The organism is Ruegeria sp. AH7 (assembly GCF_056541325.1).
Genome location: NZ_JBQFYF010000002.1, coordinates 571,212 through 586,211 on the forward strand (window position 1 = coordinate 571,212; position 15,000 = coordinate 586,211).

Here is a 15,000-nt window from a genome sequence, read left to right on the forward strand (position 1 = left end):
GGGCGAACCGTGCAACCGGTTTGATCGGTGCAAGGGGCGCAATTGACGCCAAGGCATCCATGCCATTTAGGTGAATTTTGAAAGCGCGTTATGCAACAGGTTAAGCGCATGATTGCGCGCTGCCCGCCGCACAGCGTCGCGCCCTGGTGCGCCGAACTCCACCGTTTCGGTGTGGGTGGTCAACCCCTCACCAGCCAACCCGAAACACACACGCCCCTCGGGTTTGAATTCGGACCCCCCGGGACCCGCGATGCCGGTGATTGAGACGGCCAATTGCGCCTGAGAGTTTCGAACTGCGCCTTCGGCCATTTCGCGCGCGACCTGTTCTGAGACTGCACCATGGGTTTCCAACGTTTTGGCCCGGACACCCAGCATGTCCTGCTTGGCGCGGTTGGTGTAGGTGACGAATCCACGCTCGACCACCGCAGAGCTGCCGGGAATGTCGGTTAGCGCGGCGGCGACCATACCGCCCGTGCAGCTTTCGGCAGTGGCGATCATCACGCCACGCGCCTTGGCCAAATCGAGCAGAGCAGCGACGGTCATAGCCCCAACACTCCGTGTGCGATCCCGGCCAGAACCATTACACCGATGGCGGCAAAGACCCCGGCGATTACATCGTCAAGCATCACGCCCATCGCGTCTCCTTTGCGATCGGCCCAGCCGACCGGGCCGGGCTTGGTGATGTCGAACAGTCGGAACAGCAGGAAGCCCGCGACCCAACCGGGCCAGAGCGCGGTGATCTCGATCCCATGTGCCCAGCTTGGATAGGAAATGGCCCAGAGCGCTATGAACTGGCCCGCAACCTCATCGACCACGATCTCGGACGGGTCGTGATTCTCTTGCCCGGCGGTCATCACCTTTGTAGCCCAAAGCCCTGCGATGAAAACGACGAGCGTCGCAAGCACGAGCAGGGGGAAGCCGCCCAAAACGTGTAGGACCCAGACCAGAGGCAGGGCCGCAAGCGATCCCCATGTGCCGGGGGCAGGGCGCAGATAGCCAACGCCACAGACGGTTCCGATCAGACGCGCGATGCTCATGCTTTCACCAGACATGCGGTGGCGAGCGACGCGATACCCTCGCTACGGCCGGTAAAGCCCAGACGCTCGGATGTGGTTGCCTTGACCGAAATCTGATCGGCGCGCAATCCCATGATTCTGGACATTTCTTCCCGCATCTCTTCGGCATGAGGACCGATCTTTGGGTATTCACAGACCAGAGTACAATCAACGTTCGAGATGCGGTAACCTATGGTTTGGGCAAGCTCGACAGCGTGGCGCAGGAAAATCTCGCTGGCGGCCCCTTTCCACTGCGGATCTGAAGGGGGGAAGTGCTGGCCGATATCGCCCTGCGCCAAAGCGCCATAGATCGCATCCGTCACAGCGTGCATGCCGACATCTGCATCGGAATGACCTTGCAACCCCCGGTCATGCGGTACTTTCACACCGCACAGGATCACATGATCTCCGTCACCAAACCGGTGCACGTCATAGCCGTTGCCCAGTCTTACATCCATATTCAGCCCCAATATCCGTTCTGCCCGGGCAAAATCCTCGAGTCGTGTGATTTTGATATTGTCCGGATCGCTCGGCACGATGGTCACGTCCAGCCCGGCGGCACGCGCGACCTCGACATCATCCGCCGCGCTGCCTGAATGGGCCGCATGAGCGCCCGCAATCGCATCATAGTGAAAGCCCTGCGGCGTTTGGGCCGCGAACAGGCCGGTTCGATCCTGCGTTCCGGTGACCGAGTTGTCATCCCCGGTCCAAAGCGCGTCTGTAACGGCCAATCCGGGTGCGGCAGCTTGGCTTGTGCTCAACGCGCTTAGCACGTTCTGAATGACATCCGCGCTCACACAGGGGCGAGCAACATCGTGAATCAAAACGCGTTCAACGTCCTCATCCGCCAGCGCATCCAACCCGTTGCGGACAGATGTCGCTCGATCCGCGCCACCCGGGGCGAGGATCAGATCACTGTCCCGATAAGCCTCCCAAGCCCCCGAATCGTCGGGTGATAGCACGAGTACAATCTGTTCGACTTGTGTGCGAAACCTGTCGATCGTCCAGTCGGCTACCACGCGCCCGCCCAGCATGCGCCATTGCTTGGGCGTGCCTCCTCCGGCGCGGGTTCCGCGACCGGCGGCAACGATGATGGCGGCGGTTGTCATACTGACGTTTGCTCCGTTGATTTTGGCCAATGTTTAGGGGGCGGTGAATGCGGAGGCAATCACCCGCGTCAATCTGCCTAAAAATTAAGCGAGTGATGATTTTGCAGGCTTGTGGGTGGTCGTTTTGTTGTTCATATGCCCCGGATTCGATATCAAAACCCCAACTGCTCAAGGATTAAGCACGTTGACCCTGCATTTTGCTGACAAAACTCTGAACCCGCCTGTGCTGCTGGCACCAATGGCTGGAATCACGGATCGCCCGTTCCGCGATCTGGTGATGCGGTTCGGCGCAGGCATGGTCGTCAGCGAAATGGTCGCCAGCCAGGAGATGGTGCAAGCCAAGCCTGGCGTGCGCGAACGGGCGGAACTGTCGGCGGATGTCGAGAACACCGCCGTACAGCTTGCCGGGCGCGAGGCGCATTGGATGGCCGAGGCCGCCCGTCAGGTTGCCGATCGGGGCGCGCGGGTGATCGACATCAACATGGGCTGCCCGGCCAAGAAGGTGACCAATGGTTATTCCGGCTCGGCCCTTCTGAAAACGCCAGATCATGCCCTGACCCTGATCGAAGCGGTGGTTGAGGCGGTCGATGTACCCGTCACCCTGAAAACGCGGCTGGGCTGGGATGATGCGCTACTGAACGCGCCTGATGTGGCGCGCCGGGCCGAAGGGGCGGGTATCAAGATGGTCACGATACATGGGCGCACGCGCTGCCAGTTCTACAAAGGCCACGCCGATTGGCAGGCGATCCGAGCGGTGAAACAGGCGGTGTCGATTCCCGTCATCGCCAATGGCGATATTGTTGATACCAAAGCGGCCCGCACGGCGCTGGATCAGTCTGGCGCAGATGGCGTGATGGTCGGGCGAGGTGCGCAGGGAAAACCCTGGCTTCTGGCGCAGATATGCCATGACATCTACGGCACCGACGCACCTGAAATCCCCAAAGGCGCTGAATTGGTCGCGATGGTGCGCGCGCATTATCAAGCCATGCTCGAATTCTACGGCACCGACCTGGGCCTGCGCGTCGCGCGGAAGCATCTGGGCTGGTACATGGATGAAGCCGGTACACCCGCGCCCCTGCGCCGGGCTGTTTTGACCTCACGTGATACGCAAGAGGTGCTGCGCCTGCTTGGCGATGCGCTCGATTGCACAACCGAGGTGGCGGCATGAATTCGGATCAAAGCATCTGGAACTCGCTACCTGTTCCGGCCTTCATCATCGACCAGGAGGATCGGATTTCCGATGTGAACTCCTCGGGCGAGGGGTTCCTGAACGCGTCGCGCAAGTCGGTGATTGGTCATCCGGTCTGGGACCAGATCGCCGTGGATGCCCCACTGGAAGAGGCGTTCCTGCGCGCGCGTCATCAAGGTACGCCCCTGTTCGTCAATGATGTCGATGTCGGGTCGGGTAACCGCGCACCGCTGCAATGCGCACTACAGATCGCGCCGCTGGTCGGGCATCCGGGATCAATGATCATGATCATCTCGCCACGCGAATTGGCGGGGCGCATGACACGTGGCAACACGGTTAAGTCAGCAGCGCAATCCGCCATCGGTATGGCAGAGATGTTGGCGCATGAAATCAAGAACCCGCTGGCTGGTATCACCGGTGCAGCGCAGCTTCTTAGCATGAATATCTCAGCGCAAGACCTTGAACTCACAGACCTTATCGTAGCCGAAAGCCGCCGCATCGTGAAGCTGTTGGAGCAGGTTGAGCAATTCGGAAACCTGCAGCAACCCGACTTCAAACCGGTGAACATCCACGACGTTCTGGACCGCGCGCGCCGTTCGGCCTTGCTGGGGTTCGGTGCGGACATGACCATTATCGAGGACTACGATCCATCGCTGCCGCTGGCCTATGGTGACCCGGATCAAATCCTGCAAGTGGTTCTGAACCTTCTGAAAAACGCGTCCGAGGCCGCTGGCCCGAATGGCGGCACGATTCGCCTGCGCACCTATTTCGAGCATTCGTTCCGTCTGCGTCGTAGTGACGGCTCGGGTCATTCGCTGCCGTTGCAGATTGAGATCATCGATGATGGCCCCGGACTGCCTGAGGACATTCGCAGCGACATTTTCGACCCGTTTGTCTCGGGCAAGGAAAATGGAACGGGTTTAGGGCTGGCTCTGGTCAGCAAGATCATCTCGGACCATCGCGGTTGGATCTCGGCCGATTCCGTTCCGGGACGCACTGTTTTTAAACTGTCGCTGCGCCGCGCGCCGGCAGAGAGCATAACGAAGGAGAGCACCTGATGGATGGCACCGTTCTGGTTGCAGATGACGATCGCACGATCCGAACAGTACTGACTCAGGCCCTGACACGGGCCGGATGCAAGGTGCATGCCACCTCTTCGCTGACTACGCTGATGCGATGGGTAGGTGAAGGCAAGGGGGACGTGGTGATTTCGGATGTCGTCATGCCGGATGGGAACGGTTTGGAAATGCTGCCGAAAATCGCGCTAGACCGCCCCGGTTTGCCGGTGATTGTGATTTCGGCCCAGAATACCATCATGACTGCGATCCAGGCGGCTGAGGCGGATGCCTATGACTACCTGCCCAAACCCTTCGATTTGCCCGATTTGATGAAACGCACCGCGCGCGCACTGGAACAAAAGCAGCGGCTGCAATCGGAACCCGAGGCAGAAGCAAATGAACGCCCGGATGAGTTGCCTCTGGTCGGGCGCACATCCGTCATGCAGTCTCTGTATCGATTGGTCGCGCGGGTGATGAACACCGATCTGTCCGTCTTGATTTCAGGTGAAAGTGGAACCGGTAAGTCCCTGATCGCGCGGGCAATTCACGACTTCTCAGATCGTCGTACATTGCCCTTTGTAACCGCCACAGCCGCAGACTTGCGTGATTTGGAGGGGCCCGCCCGTGTCATGGCGCGCGTGCGTGGAGGTACGCTGTTGATTGATGAGATCGCGGATCTGGATGATGAGCTTCAGGCGCGCATCGTACGCATGATGGACACCCCTGGCGATCACGTGCCGCGTTTCATGGCCACGAGCCAGTCGGATCTGGCCGAAGGTATGGAAGGTGGTCGCATCCGGCAGGATCTTTACTACCGCCTATGCGGCGCGACGATCCACGTACCGGCCCTACGCGAGCGCGTGGATGATATCACCTTGCTGGCCGAGCATTTTCTGGCCCGCGAAGAGCGTGATAGCGGCACTAAGCGCTGGCTCAGCCCGGATGCGGTTGAACTGATCCGTCGCTACTCATGGCCCGGCAATGTGCGGCAGTTAGAGAACGCGGTCCGCCGTCTCAGCCTGACCAGCCGGGCCGATGAAATCTCAAAAGCCGAGGTTGAGATGGTACTGGGCAGCCAGCCCGAGGCTGAACCTGTGCTGGGCGGGGGCGAGCGCGAGAAATTGTCCACCTCGGTGGAACGGCATCTGCGGCGCTACTTTGATCTGCACGGCAACATGCTGCCGCCTCCGGGCCTGTATCAGCGCATATTGCGTGAGGTTGAGGCCCCGCTGATCGAAATCGCATTGGAGGCAACCGGTGGCAATCAGGCAAAATGCGCTGATTTGCTTGGGATTAACCGAAATACGCTGCGGAAAAAGATCACAGACCTCGATATTCAGGTGACACGCCGTCGCAAACTGATGTAATATCGCCACACAAACCGTGGCATCCGGGTATCTCCGGGGAAACGACCACGACATATGGCGGTCAGTCGCACAAGCGACACATCAGGATGAGGGCAGACGGTGGCAACCCGAGCACAGAGCGGGATTATCCCATCGATTAGTCGATGGCGAAAATCCCGAAAACTGCGCAATTTCGGCACCTTGGGGCTAGTTCTTCTAGGGCCAGTGCTGGCGCTTGCTACCTATCTGGTCATTGGTCCCTTTGACCTGGGCGCGACCGCTCCGACCCTGCGCCTGATTCTGCTTGCCGACCTTGTTTACGTCCTTGTCGTGGCGGCCCTGGTGCTCAGCCAGCTTGGTTCGCTAATCGCAGCCAGACGCGCAAAATCGGCGGGGTCTCGCCTGCATTTGCGTCTGATCGGGGCGTTTACGCTCTTGGCGCTGGTGCCGACGGTCACGGTTGCCATCTTCGCAGGTCTGACTGTGAATATCGGCCTTGAGGGCTGGTTTTCGGACCGTGTGCGTCAGGTTGTCGGGTCATCGCTGACTGCGGCTGAGGCGTATGAGCTGGAACACCGGCAGGGTCTGACCCAGGATGCCGCTGTTCTGGCGCTGTTTCTGGACAATGCGCGGGCCCGCGATTTCTATATCTCGGACGCGGAATTGCGTGAGGTTCTGGCGCAGGGGCAGGCGCAAATCCAACGGGGGCTGCGCGAGGCTTACGTGATCGATGGCAGCGGCGAAATCCGGTCGCGCGGGGATCGATCCTACCTGTTCAGTTACGAAAAGCCCACGCCCGAACAGATGGTCGAAGCGGCAGACACCGGTTTGTTGATCATCGCCGATTGGGAGAACAACGAATTCCGCGCGCTTGTGCCGCTGCAGGCCTATCTGGACCGATACCTCTATGTCAGCCGTGAGGTCGATGGTCAGCTACTGACCCTGCTGGACGATACCAAGGAAACGGCGCAGTTCTACCAGCAGCTTGAAAGCGAACGCGGCAGGGTGCTTTTCAACTTTGGCCTTCTATATTTGGGGTTTGCTCTGATCCTTATCCTTGCCGCGATGTCTTTGGGCATGTGGTTTGCCGAACGCCTGTCGCGACCTGTCGGCCGTCTGACTACAGCCGCGCAACGCGTCGGCGCCGGCGACCTGAGCGTACAGGTCATTGAAGAGGCCAGCGACGACGAAATTGCGATGCTGGGCAGGTATTTTAACCAGATGACCCGGCAGCTTAAAGGCCAGCGCGATACGCTGCTGGAAAACACACGCCAGATCGAAAGCCGCCGCCGATTGTTCGATTCGGTGCTGAGTTCGGTCACATCGGGCGTTGTGGGTGTTGACCCCGAAGGCGATGTAACCTTCGTAAACCGCTCAGCCGAGCGTCTGCTGGACTGGTCGCGTGGCGAACAGCATCTGTCGATCGGTATCGCAGTGCCCGAATTCCTGCCGCTGTTTGAAAGCCTGAAAGAGGGCGGGCAAGAGGCCGTACAGGGTGAGATCAAGGTAACCCGCAAAGGGCAGTTGGAGAACCTGCTTGTGCGCATGTCCACGCGGCGGGGCGAGGATGGTACGCTTGAGGGCTACGTGGTGGCCTTTGACGATGTCACCGATCTGGTCAGCGCCCAGCGTATGGCCGCCTGGGGCGATGTGGCCCGGCGCATCGCGCATGAGATCAAGAACCCGCTGACGCCGATTCAATTGAGCGCGGAACGGATCAAGCGCAAGTTCTCGTCCAAACTGGATGAGGCGGATTGCGACACGCTCGAGTCGATGACCGATGTGATTGTGCGGCAGACCAATGACCTGCGGCGCATTGTTGACGAGTTTTCAAAATTTGCACGTATGCCGGAACCAGAGCGGCGACAGGAGGATGTGGTTGCTCTGGTACGCGAGGCTGTTTTGCTGCAGCAGGCGGGACAGCCGGATGTGCAAATTGATGCAGATCTGCCGGAACAGCCGATCACGGCTGATCTGGATGCAACCATGTTGAATCAGGCTTTGACAAACTTGATCAAGAACGCAGGCGAAGCCATTGGAACCTTGAAAGAAAAAGGCGCACCCGAGAATCTGAAGCCACAGATCAAAGTGGCTGTTTCCACGGATGATGCGGGAACGATTGTCACGATTGCCGACAATGGCATCGGCCTTCCTGAGGATCGTGCGCGGTTGTTTGAGCCTTATGTGACCACGCGCGACGAAGGGACCGGGCTGGGCCTGCCCATCGTCAAGAAGATCATCGAAGAACATGGCGGAGCGCTGACTTTGGAAGACGCGCCCGTATTCAACGGACAGGACCATTTCGGCGCAATGGCCGTGATCCGTTTGCCGGGAGCAAACCTCCAACCAAATTCAGCGCCACAAAAACAGGCGATTAAAACCAACAAACTGAAAGCAGGCCAAAGATGAGCGACATACTGATCGTAGATGACGAACGCGATATTCGCGAACTGGTGTCCGACATTCTGGAGGACGAAGGCTATTCAACGCGGCTGGCGGCGAACTCGGATGAGTGCATGTCGTCGATTAATGCTGAGCCGCCGGGGCTGTTGATCCTGGATATCTGGCTGAAAGACAGTCGGATGGACGGTATCGATATCCTGAAAGCTGTAAAGCGTGACAACCCGGATGTGCCGGTGGTGATCATTTCCGGTCACGGCAATATCGAAATCGCCGTCGCTGCGATCAAGCAAGGGGCTTATGATTTCATCGAAAAGCCCTTCAACATCGACCAACTGATGGTGGTGATCCGCCGCGCGATGGAGACCTCTCGCCTGCGCCGCGAAAATGCTTCGCTCAAGCGCAAAGAAGTCAGCAGCTCGGACATGATCGGCAAATCCGCCTCGTTCCGGGCGATGCAGAGCCAGTTGGACAAGGTCACAAAATCGAATGGTCGCGTGATGCTGAGCGGCCCAGCCGGGTCGGGCAAGGAAATCGCCGCGCGCTATATCCACGCACATTCCAACCGCGCCAATGCGCCTTTTGTGACGGTCAACTGTGCCGGGATTGAGCCCGAGCGGGTCGAAGAGGTGTTGTTCGGGCGCGAAAGCTCTGAACGCGGGGTGGAATCGGGCTTGCTGGAAGAGGCCCATGGTGGCGTCGTCTACTTCGATGAGGTCGCCGATATGCCGTTGGGCACGCAATCCAAGATCTTGCGTGTGCTGGTCGATCAGCAGTTCCAGCGCGTGGGCGGTAGCGACAAGGTTCGGGTCGACCTGCGCGTCATATCATCCACCAATAAGGATCTGGACGAAGAGATCGCAGCCGAACGGTTCCGGGAAGAGCTGTATCACCGTTTGAACGTTGTTCCGGTGGATGTTCCCTCGCTGGAAGACCGGCGCGAGGATATTCCGGTTCTGGCCCAGCATTTCATCGAAATGTGCAACGAAACCCAAGGCCTGCCAATGCGTGAGCTGTCGGAAGAGGCCGTGGCTCTGCTGCAAACCATGACCTGGCCCGGCAATGTGCGTCAGTTGAAGAACCTGATCGAACGTGTTCTGATCCTTGGTGATGGCACCGGTCCGATTGAGGCGCGCGAGCTGCCAAGCGACGAAGACAAAACCGAGGATTCGGGCCGTGTTGTCCTGTCGGGTGCTCTGGCGACCCTGCCGCTGCGCGAAGCGCGTGAGGCGTTCGAGCGGGAATACCTGCTGACCCAGATCAATCGCTTCGGTGGCAATATCAGCCGCACCGCCAGTTTTGTCGGGATGGAGCGCAGCGCGCTGCATCGCAAGCTGAAGTCGCTGGGTGTCGTGACCTCGAACAAGTCCGGGGCGCGTGTGGCGCAAATAGATGAGCCGGAACCGGCAGAGTAATCCGCGGCTCTCATAGGGTAGGGACCGATGCACACAGCTTCGCCAAGATCGGGCAATTTCAAGCTTAGGTCCCATGCCTATCCGGGTTTCGGCAAACGCCTGAAGCGCCTGCGCCAATCCATTGGCTATAAGCAAGCGCATCTGGCCGAGTTGTTGCAGGTCGATCAGGCGACCATTTCCCGATGGGAGCGAGGCGGACAAACCCCGCCACCGGAAACGCAGCAGGCGGTCTTTGCTTCGTTCGGACCGACGCGCGTAGATGACAGCGCCCTGCGACGACTGGTTGAGACCTCATCGGATTGCCTTCATCTGGTCGAGGAAGCCAGCCATAGATGCCTTGCCTATTCCGCCAGCCGGGCAAGGGACTGGAAAACCAGCCAGAACGCGTTGTTAGGCGTGTCACTTTGGCAGTTTGCAACCGAGGAAATCCAGCAAGCCGAGGCTGAGCTGGACCAGGAAGGGTGGTGGGAGGCCCACACACCAACCCCAAAGTCCTTTCTGACCTCCGAGGCTGTGCATGATCGCATTCGCATCAGCGCCGGAGAGATCATTTGGGAAAGGCTGTATCTGTCGGATGGAACGCCCGTGCGGCTGGTCAGCGGGTCGCGGCGCCAGGCCGCATAATTTATGCGTTCCCGGGCGTGACGAGGCGCTGTAGAAGCGCCTTATGATTCAGCTGTTTCTGGTTCTCTTACTTTGGCTGGCCGGGTTGGGTGCGGCCACGCAGTTTGCCAAGATTGCTGTGCCATTCCCAGAGGTTCTGCAACTCTACCCCGATCACGCCGAAACCATGGGTTGGCTGCTGTCGATCATCAGCCTGCTTGGAGCTGTTCTTGGCGCCGTATCCGGGTCAATCGTGGGCCGTGTGGGGCCGATCAAACTGTTGATATTCGGCCTTGTACTTGGTGGTGCACTTTCGATCTTTCAGGCGACGGGGCCGGGGTTTCAGATCATGCTCGCCAGCCGGTTTGTCGAGGGCCTGTCCCATTTGGCAATTGTTGTGGCGGCACCAACCTTGATTGCGCAGATCACAACCGGCAAAGCGCGCAACATGGCCATGGTTTTGTGGAGCACCTTCTTCGGCGTGGCCTTTGCGCTGAATGCCTGGCTTGGGCTGCCCTTGGTCGAAAACTATGGCCTGTCCGTCTACTTTGCGTTGCATGGCATCCTGATGATCGCAATCGCGGCATTGATCCCGATCCTTAGGCTAAAAGTCATACAGACAGCCGAGCCCGCGCCGTGGCTTTGGCGAGAGCTTTGGGCAGTACATCTGCGCACCTATCGCTCGCCATTCGTATCGGCCCCGGCCATAGGCTGGTTTTTCTACACCCTGACGTTCGTTTCACTGCTGGCGATCCTGCCGGGGCGCTTGCCGGATGACATCAGCGCGACTGTTGCGGGTTTGATGCCGCTGGCCGGGATTGCGCTGAGCCTGGTTGCGGTGCCGGTTTTGCTCAACGTGATGTCCAGCGTTGCGGTGGTTAATCTGGGGTTCGCGCTTGCGATCCTGTCTATCTTGGGCGATTTTGCCGGTCTACCGTTAGAGTTGACCTGTATTGCGTTGTTTGCGGTGTTGGGCCTTGTGCAAGGCGGTAGCTTTGCAGCTGTGCCAATTCTGAACCAAACTGCTGAAACTCAGGCACTCGGCTACGGGGCGATGGCGCAGATGGGCAATGCGGGCAATTTGCTGGGCACCCCGGTTTTGCTGGCAGTTCTGTGGCGGGTTGATGAGGCTGGGATGCTGATCAGCGTCATCGCTATTTACGCCCTTGCCATCTTGGCGCATTGGGCGCTGGCCCGAAGACGTGCCGCTAACAGGGGGTCAGCCTGATTGACCGGGCGAAATGATCTGGAACGAGCCGTCATCGAATTTGACGAAACAGGATTGTGTGGTCAGCGGTGGCAATGTCGTCGTGCGCTGCACGGGAACACCTGATTTCACAGCGCGTTTGCAGGGTGGTAGGCTCACAGGGCGATAGCCCTTTTGGGCCATGCATTGTGCCTCGACCTTGTTGCGCAGGTTCTTGTTCACGTCGACCGTGTAGATCTGACCGGGCTCCCACCAGCCGGGCGAGCGATAGCAGGACCCACGCCCATCGCAATATGTTCTGCCCGGCCAATAGGTTGGCGGCCCTTGCCGGACTTGATTTGCAACCGGCGCATCCTTGAGCGCCTGAACCTGACATTGCGTAGTCTCGGTCTGCATGCGCGAGACGCTTTCGCCCTCTTGATAATACAGTGACAGCGGTCCACAGGCGGACAGCGCCATCAGTGAAATCATAAGGGGACCAAGCGTTTTCATGTGCTTATCTTGCCCCACACCGGTGGGGATGACAATTCAATTGACCGTATCGGGGGCATCTGTCATTCAAAGATTTCAGGCAGAAGGGCCAGAAACATGAAGGTCATCATTTGCGGTGCGGGTCAGGTGGGTTGGCAGATCGCACGGCATCTTTCCGGCGAATTGAACGACGTGACCGTGGTGGATAACAATCCTGATCTGGTGCGCCGCGCGACCGAGACACTGGATGTTCAGGGTATCGCAGGTTTCGCCAGCTATCCTGACGTGCTGGAGCGGGCAGGGGCTCGTGATGCCGATATGATCATCGCCGCGACCCACTCGGACGAGGTGAATATGGTCACCTGTCAGATGGCTCATTCGGTTTTCGCCATCCAGCGCAAGATCGCGCGGTTGCGGTCGAAATCTTATCTCGAAGCGATCCATTCCGACCTCTACCGCCGCGATCACCTACCCATTGATGTTGTGATCAGCCCAGAACGCGAGGTGGCTGCCGCCGCCATGCGTCGCCTGTCTGCCCCGTCGGCCTTTGACACCGAGATGTTCATAGATGGCAAGGCACAGTTGTTGGGCATCCGCATCGAAGAGGATTGCCCGATTGTCAACACACCCTTGCGCCAACTGACAGATTTGTTCTCGACGCTGAGTTCGATTGTTGTGGGTGTTCGGCGCGAGGGTACATTGTTCGCTCCGGAATCCGAGGATCAGCTGTTTGTCGACGACGAGTGCTATGTCTTTGCCAGCGTAAAAGACGTGGACCGCACAATGGAGGTTTTCGGCAAGTCGCAAAAACGCCAGGACCGGGTGGTGATCGTTGGCGGGGGTAATGTTGGTCTGGAAGTCGCTCATACCTTAGAAGAGCGTGAAAGCCGTGTTCGCGCGAAGATCATCGAACGTGATCGCCACTGTGCCGAAAAAGCTGCCGAGGCGCTGGAGCGTACGATTGTTCTGAATGGTGACGGGCTGGATTCGAACCTGCTGAGAGAGGCCGGGATTGACCGTGCAGATGCGATGCTGGCCGTCACGGATGACGATCGCACCAACATGCTGGCGGCTGTTCGTGCCAAGGCTGAAGGCTGTGCCTTGGCGATTGCGTTGATCAACGATCCGTCGATGGTGGCGTTGATGGGCCCGCTTGGTATTGATGCCTATATTAATCCGCGTGCGACAACCGTCAGCTCGATCCTGCGCCATATTCGCCATGGCCGGGTGCGGCAGGTCTATTCCATCGGCGATGCCGAGGCCGAGGTGATCGAGGCCGAGGTTCTATCGACCTCGCCCATGGCCGGGCAGAAACTGCGTGATATCGATTTCCCCGAAGGCGTTCTTGTTGGGGCAGTTCGCAAAGGCGATGAACTGTTGCGACCCACCGGCAGCCTGCGGATCGACGAAAAGGATGTGGTTGCCATCTTTGCCATGGCCAAGGATGTGCCGGAGGTGGAACGGCTGATGCAGGTCTCGATCGATTTCTTCTGATGGCGCGTGTTAAACCACAACGGGTCGGGGTATTGCGGCGGTTGCCGCTGTTTCTGCTGATCTGGGGGTGCGTTTCGGTTTCGATGTGGATACCCGCGATCTTTGCATTGGTGCTGGACGACCACGACACCTCCCGGTCTTTTTTGTATTCCGGTTTATTGGGCCTGTTTCTGGTGGCAACTATTGCACTGGCGGCGTCCAACCGAGTACCTCGGCGTGGTACATTGGGCCAGTTGGCGGTGCTTTTGGGATGTTTCACGATCCTGCCGATCTTTCTGGCGATCCCGTTTCACGACGCGCTTGGCAACACAACCTTTCTGAACGCCTATTTCGATATGGTCAGCGCGCTGACGACGACCGGAGCCGATTTGTTTCCAAACCCAGACCGCCTGAGTGCGCCGCTGCACCTTTGGCGCGCGCTTGTGGGGTGGATGGGCGGTTTGCTGATGTGGGTTTCTGCTGCTGCGATCCTGGCACCCTTGTCGTTGGGCGGGTTCGAAGTTACCGCGCAGGGCCAACCCGGCCGCCCGGTCTCGGGCGTGGCGCAAAGTGAGAAGATTGATCCGCGCGGTCGTTTGATCCGAGTGACCATGACCCTGACGCCGATCTATGCCGGGCTGACCGCCGTAATCTGCGTGCTGTTGTTGATCGCCGGAGAGCGGGAACTGACCGCCATTTGCCACGCAATGTCGATTATGGCGACTTCTGGTATCTCTCCTGTGGGTGGTCTTGAAGGCGCACAGGCCGGTTTCACGGGTGAGGCGATCCTGTTTCTGTTCCTGTTCTTCGCCTTGTCCCGGCTGACTTTCTCGACAGACACAGCGACAAGCGGCTTTTCGCGCTTGGACAAAGACCCGGAATTCAGGATTGGCCTGATGATCGTGCTTGGGGTTGCCGTTTTGCTTTTTGTTCGCGTCTGGGCTGGTGTGAGTGAAATCGGGGGCCAGATGGAGCCCTTGCAAGCCCTTCACGTTATATGGGGTATGTTGTTTACTGCTTTGTCTTTTCTGACAACCGCCGGGTTTGAAAGTGCCAATTGGAATGATGCACAGCAAATTTCAGGGCTGGGGACACCAGGCTTGATCCTAATGGGTTTGGCGCTGGTTGGCGGCGGCGTGGCTACAACGGCCGGTGGGGTCAAACTGTTGCGGGTTTTTGCGCTGTACCTGAATGGCGCCCGCGAGATTGACCGCCTGATACATCCCTCATCGGTCAGCGGCGCCGATGGTGGCAATCGGCGGATCCAGAGTGACGGCGCCTTTATCGCGTGGATCTTCCTGATGCTGTTTGCCCTGACGCTGGCGGTTTTCAACCTGTTGCTTGCCGCAATGGGGGCGGAATTTGAACAGGCCATGGTTCTCAGCGTTGCCGCGCTGAGTACAACCGGGCCGTTGATCGAACTGGCGACCGAAGTGCCGATCCGCCTGATCGATCTGTCGGCGGGGGCGAAACTGACCCTGTGCGCCGCAATGGTAATTGGCCGGTTGGAGGCTTTGGCCATCATCGCGTTGATCACCCCGTCGCTCTGGCGGGATTAAGCCAATGCGCGGTTGCGGCGTTACTGCCTGATTTTTAATCTGGAATATCTGAGCGCAGCACTCCATACTCCCCCGGAGGGAGCGCGTTGGTCCGCAGCGCGTAGCAAGAACAACG

Annotated in this window: 13 protein-coding genes; 9 read left to right on the forward strand and 4 right to left on the reverse strand. The window is 58.8% G+C overall.

What is annotated here, in order from left to right:
* Positions 1 to 66: 66 nt before the first annotated feature.
* Genes ACR0JX_RS07440 through ACR0JX_RS07450 form a run of 3 tightly spaced genes read right to left on the reverse strand, consistent with a single transcriptional unit; the run spans position 67 to position 2,164 of the window.
* On the reverse strand, positions 67 to 543 hold the full coding sequence (locus ACR0JX_RS07440) for a CinA family protein (RefSeq protein ID WP_480542725.1): 477 nt from the start codon (positions 541 to 543) through the stop codon (positions 67 to 69).
* The gene (locus ACR0JX_RS07445; RefSeq protein WP_480542727.1) at positions 540 to 1,037 is read right to left on the reverse strand and encodes a phosphatidylglycerophosphatase A family protein; all 498 of its coding nucleotides are present in this window, start codon (positions 1,035 to 1,037) and stop codon (positions 540 to 542) included. Before ACR0JX_RS07445 ends, ACR0JX_RS07440 begins: the two co-directional genes overlap by 4 nt.
* Entirely contained in the window at positions 1,034 to 2,164 is a 1,131-nt protein-coding gene (locus ACR0JX_RS07450) for a bifunctional 2-C-methyl-D-erythritol 4-phosphate cytidylyltransferase/2-C-methyl-D-erythritol 2,4-cyclodiphosphate synthase (protein ID WP_480542729.1), read from the reverse strand. Before ACR0JX_RS07450 ends, ACR0JX_RS07445 begins: the two co-directional genes overlap by 4 nt.
* A 184-nt stretch (positions 2,165 to 2,348) precedes the next feature.
* Here ACR0JX_RS07450 and dusB point away from each other — a divergent pair, with 184 nt between their 5' ends.
* From dusB to ACR0JX_RS07485, 7 genes are all read left to right on the forward strand, one after another.
* Positions 2,349 to 3,332: a tRNA dihydrouridine synthase DusB gene (gene dusB, locus ACR0JX_RS07455; RefSeq protein WP_480542731.1), complete on the forward strand. Its 984-nt coding sequence runs from the start codon at positions 2,349 to 2,351 to the stop codon at positions 3,330 to 3,332.
* Positions 3,329 to 4,411 carry an ATP-binding protein gene (locus ACR0JX_RS07460; RefSeq protein WP_170530341.1) on the forward strand — a complete coding sequence of 361 codons (1,083 nt, stop codon included), beginning with the start codon at positions 3,329 to 3,331 and terminating at the stop codon, positions 4,409 to 4,411. Before dusB ends, ACR0JX_RS07460 begins: the two co-directional genes overlap by 4 nt.
* Positions 4,411 to 5,778, forward strand: coding sequence for a response regulator (locus ACR0JX_RS07465; RefSeq protein WP_480542733.1), 1,368 nt, complete (start codon positions 4,411 to 4,413; stop codon positions 5,776 to 5,778). Before ACR0JX_RS07460 ends, ACR0JX_RS07465 begins: the two co-directional genes overlap by 1 nt.
* A 99-nt stretch (positions 5,779 to 5,877) precedes the next feature.
* Positions 5,878 to 8,166 carry a sensor histidine kinase NtrY-like gene (locus ACR0JX_RS07470; RefSeq protein ID WP_480542735.1) on the forward strand — a complete coding sequence of 763 codons (2,289 nt, stop codon included), beginning with the start codon at positions 5,878 to 5,880 and terminating at the stop codon, positions 8,164 to 8,166.
* Positions 8,163 to 9,572 carry a nitrogen assimilation response regulator NtrX gene (gene ntrX, locus ACR0JX_RS07475; RefSeq protein ID WP_480542737.1) on the forward strand — a complete coding sequence of 470 codons (1,410 nt, stop codon included), beginning with the start codon at positions 8,163 to 8,165 and terminating at the stop codon, positions 9,570 to 9,572. The genes ACR0JX_RS07470 and ntrX overlap by 4 nt, the downstream gene beginning before the upstream one ends.
* 27 nt (positions 9,573 to 9,599) lie before the next feature.
* Positions 9,600 to 10,196 (forward strand): helix-turn-helix transcriptional regulator, encoded by a 597-nt coding sequence (locus ACR0JX_RS07480; protein ID WP_480542739.1) that lies wholly within the window; start codon positions 9,600 to 9,602, stop codon positions 10,194 to 10,196.
* Between the two features lie 43 nt (positions 10,197 to 10,239).
* Positions 10,240 to 11,403, forward strand: a complete 1,164-nt coding sequence (locus ACR0JX_RS07485; protein ID WP_480542740.1) for an MFS transporter — start codon at positions 10,240 to 10,242, stop codon at positions 11,401 to 11,403.
* Here the strand turns inward: ACR0JX_RS07485 and ACR0JX_RS07490 are convergent.
* The gene (locus tag ACR0JX_RS07490) at positions 11,395 to 11,874 is read right to left on the reverse strand and encodes a hypothetical protein (protein WP_480542742.1); all 480 of its coding nucleotides are present in this window, start codon (positions 11,872 to 11,874) and stop codon (positions 11,395 to 11,397) included. The two genes, ACR0JX_RS07485 and ACR0JX_RS07490, sit on opposite strands and share 9 nt — an antisense overlap.
* A gap of 96 nt (positions 11,875 to 11,970) precedes the next feature.
* Between ACR0JX_RS07490 and trkA the strand changes: the two genes are divergently transcribed.
* Together trkA and ACR0JX_RS07500 are read left to right on the forward strand one after the other, a co-directional pair.
* The gene (gene trkA / locus ACR0JX_RS07495; protein WP_480542744.1) at positions 11,971 to 13,347 is read left to right on the forward strand and encodes a Trk system potassium transporter TrkA; all 1,377 of its coding nucleotides are present in this window, start codon (positions 11,971 to 11,973) and stop codon (positions 13,345 to 13,347) included.
* A complete protein-coding gene (locus ACR0JX_RS07500; protein ID WP_480542745.1) occupies positions 13,347 to 14,885 on the forward strand; it encodes a TrkH family potassium uptake protein in 1,539 nt (512 codons plus the stop codon). Before trkA ends, ACR0JX_RS07500 begins: the two co-directional genes overlap by 1 nt.
* Positions 14,886 to 15,000: the final 115 nt, after the last annotated feature.

Excerpts from the sequence above, each read along its gene's own strand:
- ACR0JX_RS07440 (WP_480542725.1), bottom strand. The coding sequence starts at position 543 with ATGACCGTCGCTGCTCTGCTCGATTTGGCCAAGGCGCGTGGCGTGATG.
- ACR0JX_RS07445 (WP_480542727.1), bottom strand. The coding sequence starts at position 1,037 with ATGAGCATCGCGCGTCTGATCGGAACCGTCTGTGGCGTTGGCTATCTG.
- ACR0JX_RS07450 (WP_480542729.1), bottom strand. The coding sequence starts at position 2,164 with ATGACAACCGCCGCCATCATCGTTGCCGCCGGTCGCGGAACCCGCGCC.
- ACR0JX_RS07460 (WP_170530341.1), top strand. The coding sequence starts at position 3,329 with ATGAATTCGGATCAAAGCATCTGGAACTCGCTACCTGTTCCGGCCTTC.
- ACR0JX_RS07465 (WP_480542733.1), top strand. The coding sequence starts at position 4,411 with ATGGATGGCACCGTTCTGGTTGCAGATGACGATCGCACGATCCGAACA.
- ntrX (WP_480542737.1), top strand. The coding sequence starts at position 8,163 with ATGAGCGACATACTGATCGTAGATGACGAACGCGATATTCGCGAACTG.
- ACR0JX_RS07480 (WP_480542739.1), top strand. The coding sequence starts at position 9,600 with ATGCACACAGCTTCGCCAAGATCGGGCAATTTCAAGCTTAGGTCCCAT.
- ACR0JX_RS07485 (WP_480542740.1), top strand. The coding sequence starts at position 10,240 with ATGATTCAGCTGTTTCTGGTTCTCTTACTTTGGCTGGCCGGGTTGGGT.
- ACR0JX_RS07490 (WP_480542742.1), bottom strand. The coding sequence starts at position 11,874 with ATGAAAACGCTTGGTCCCCTTATGATTTCACTGATGGCGCTGTCCGCC.
- trkA (WP_480542744.1), top strand. The coding sequence starts at position 11,971 with ATGAAGGTCATCATTTGCGGTGCGGGTCAGGTGGGTTGGCAGATCGCA.
- ACR0JX_RS07500 (WP_480542745.1), top strand. The coding sequence starts at position 13,347 with ATGGCGCGTGTTAAACCACAACGGGTCGGGGTATTGCGGCGGTTGCCG.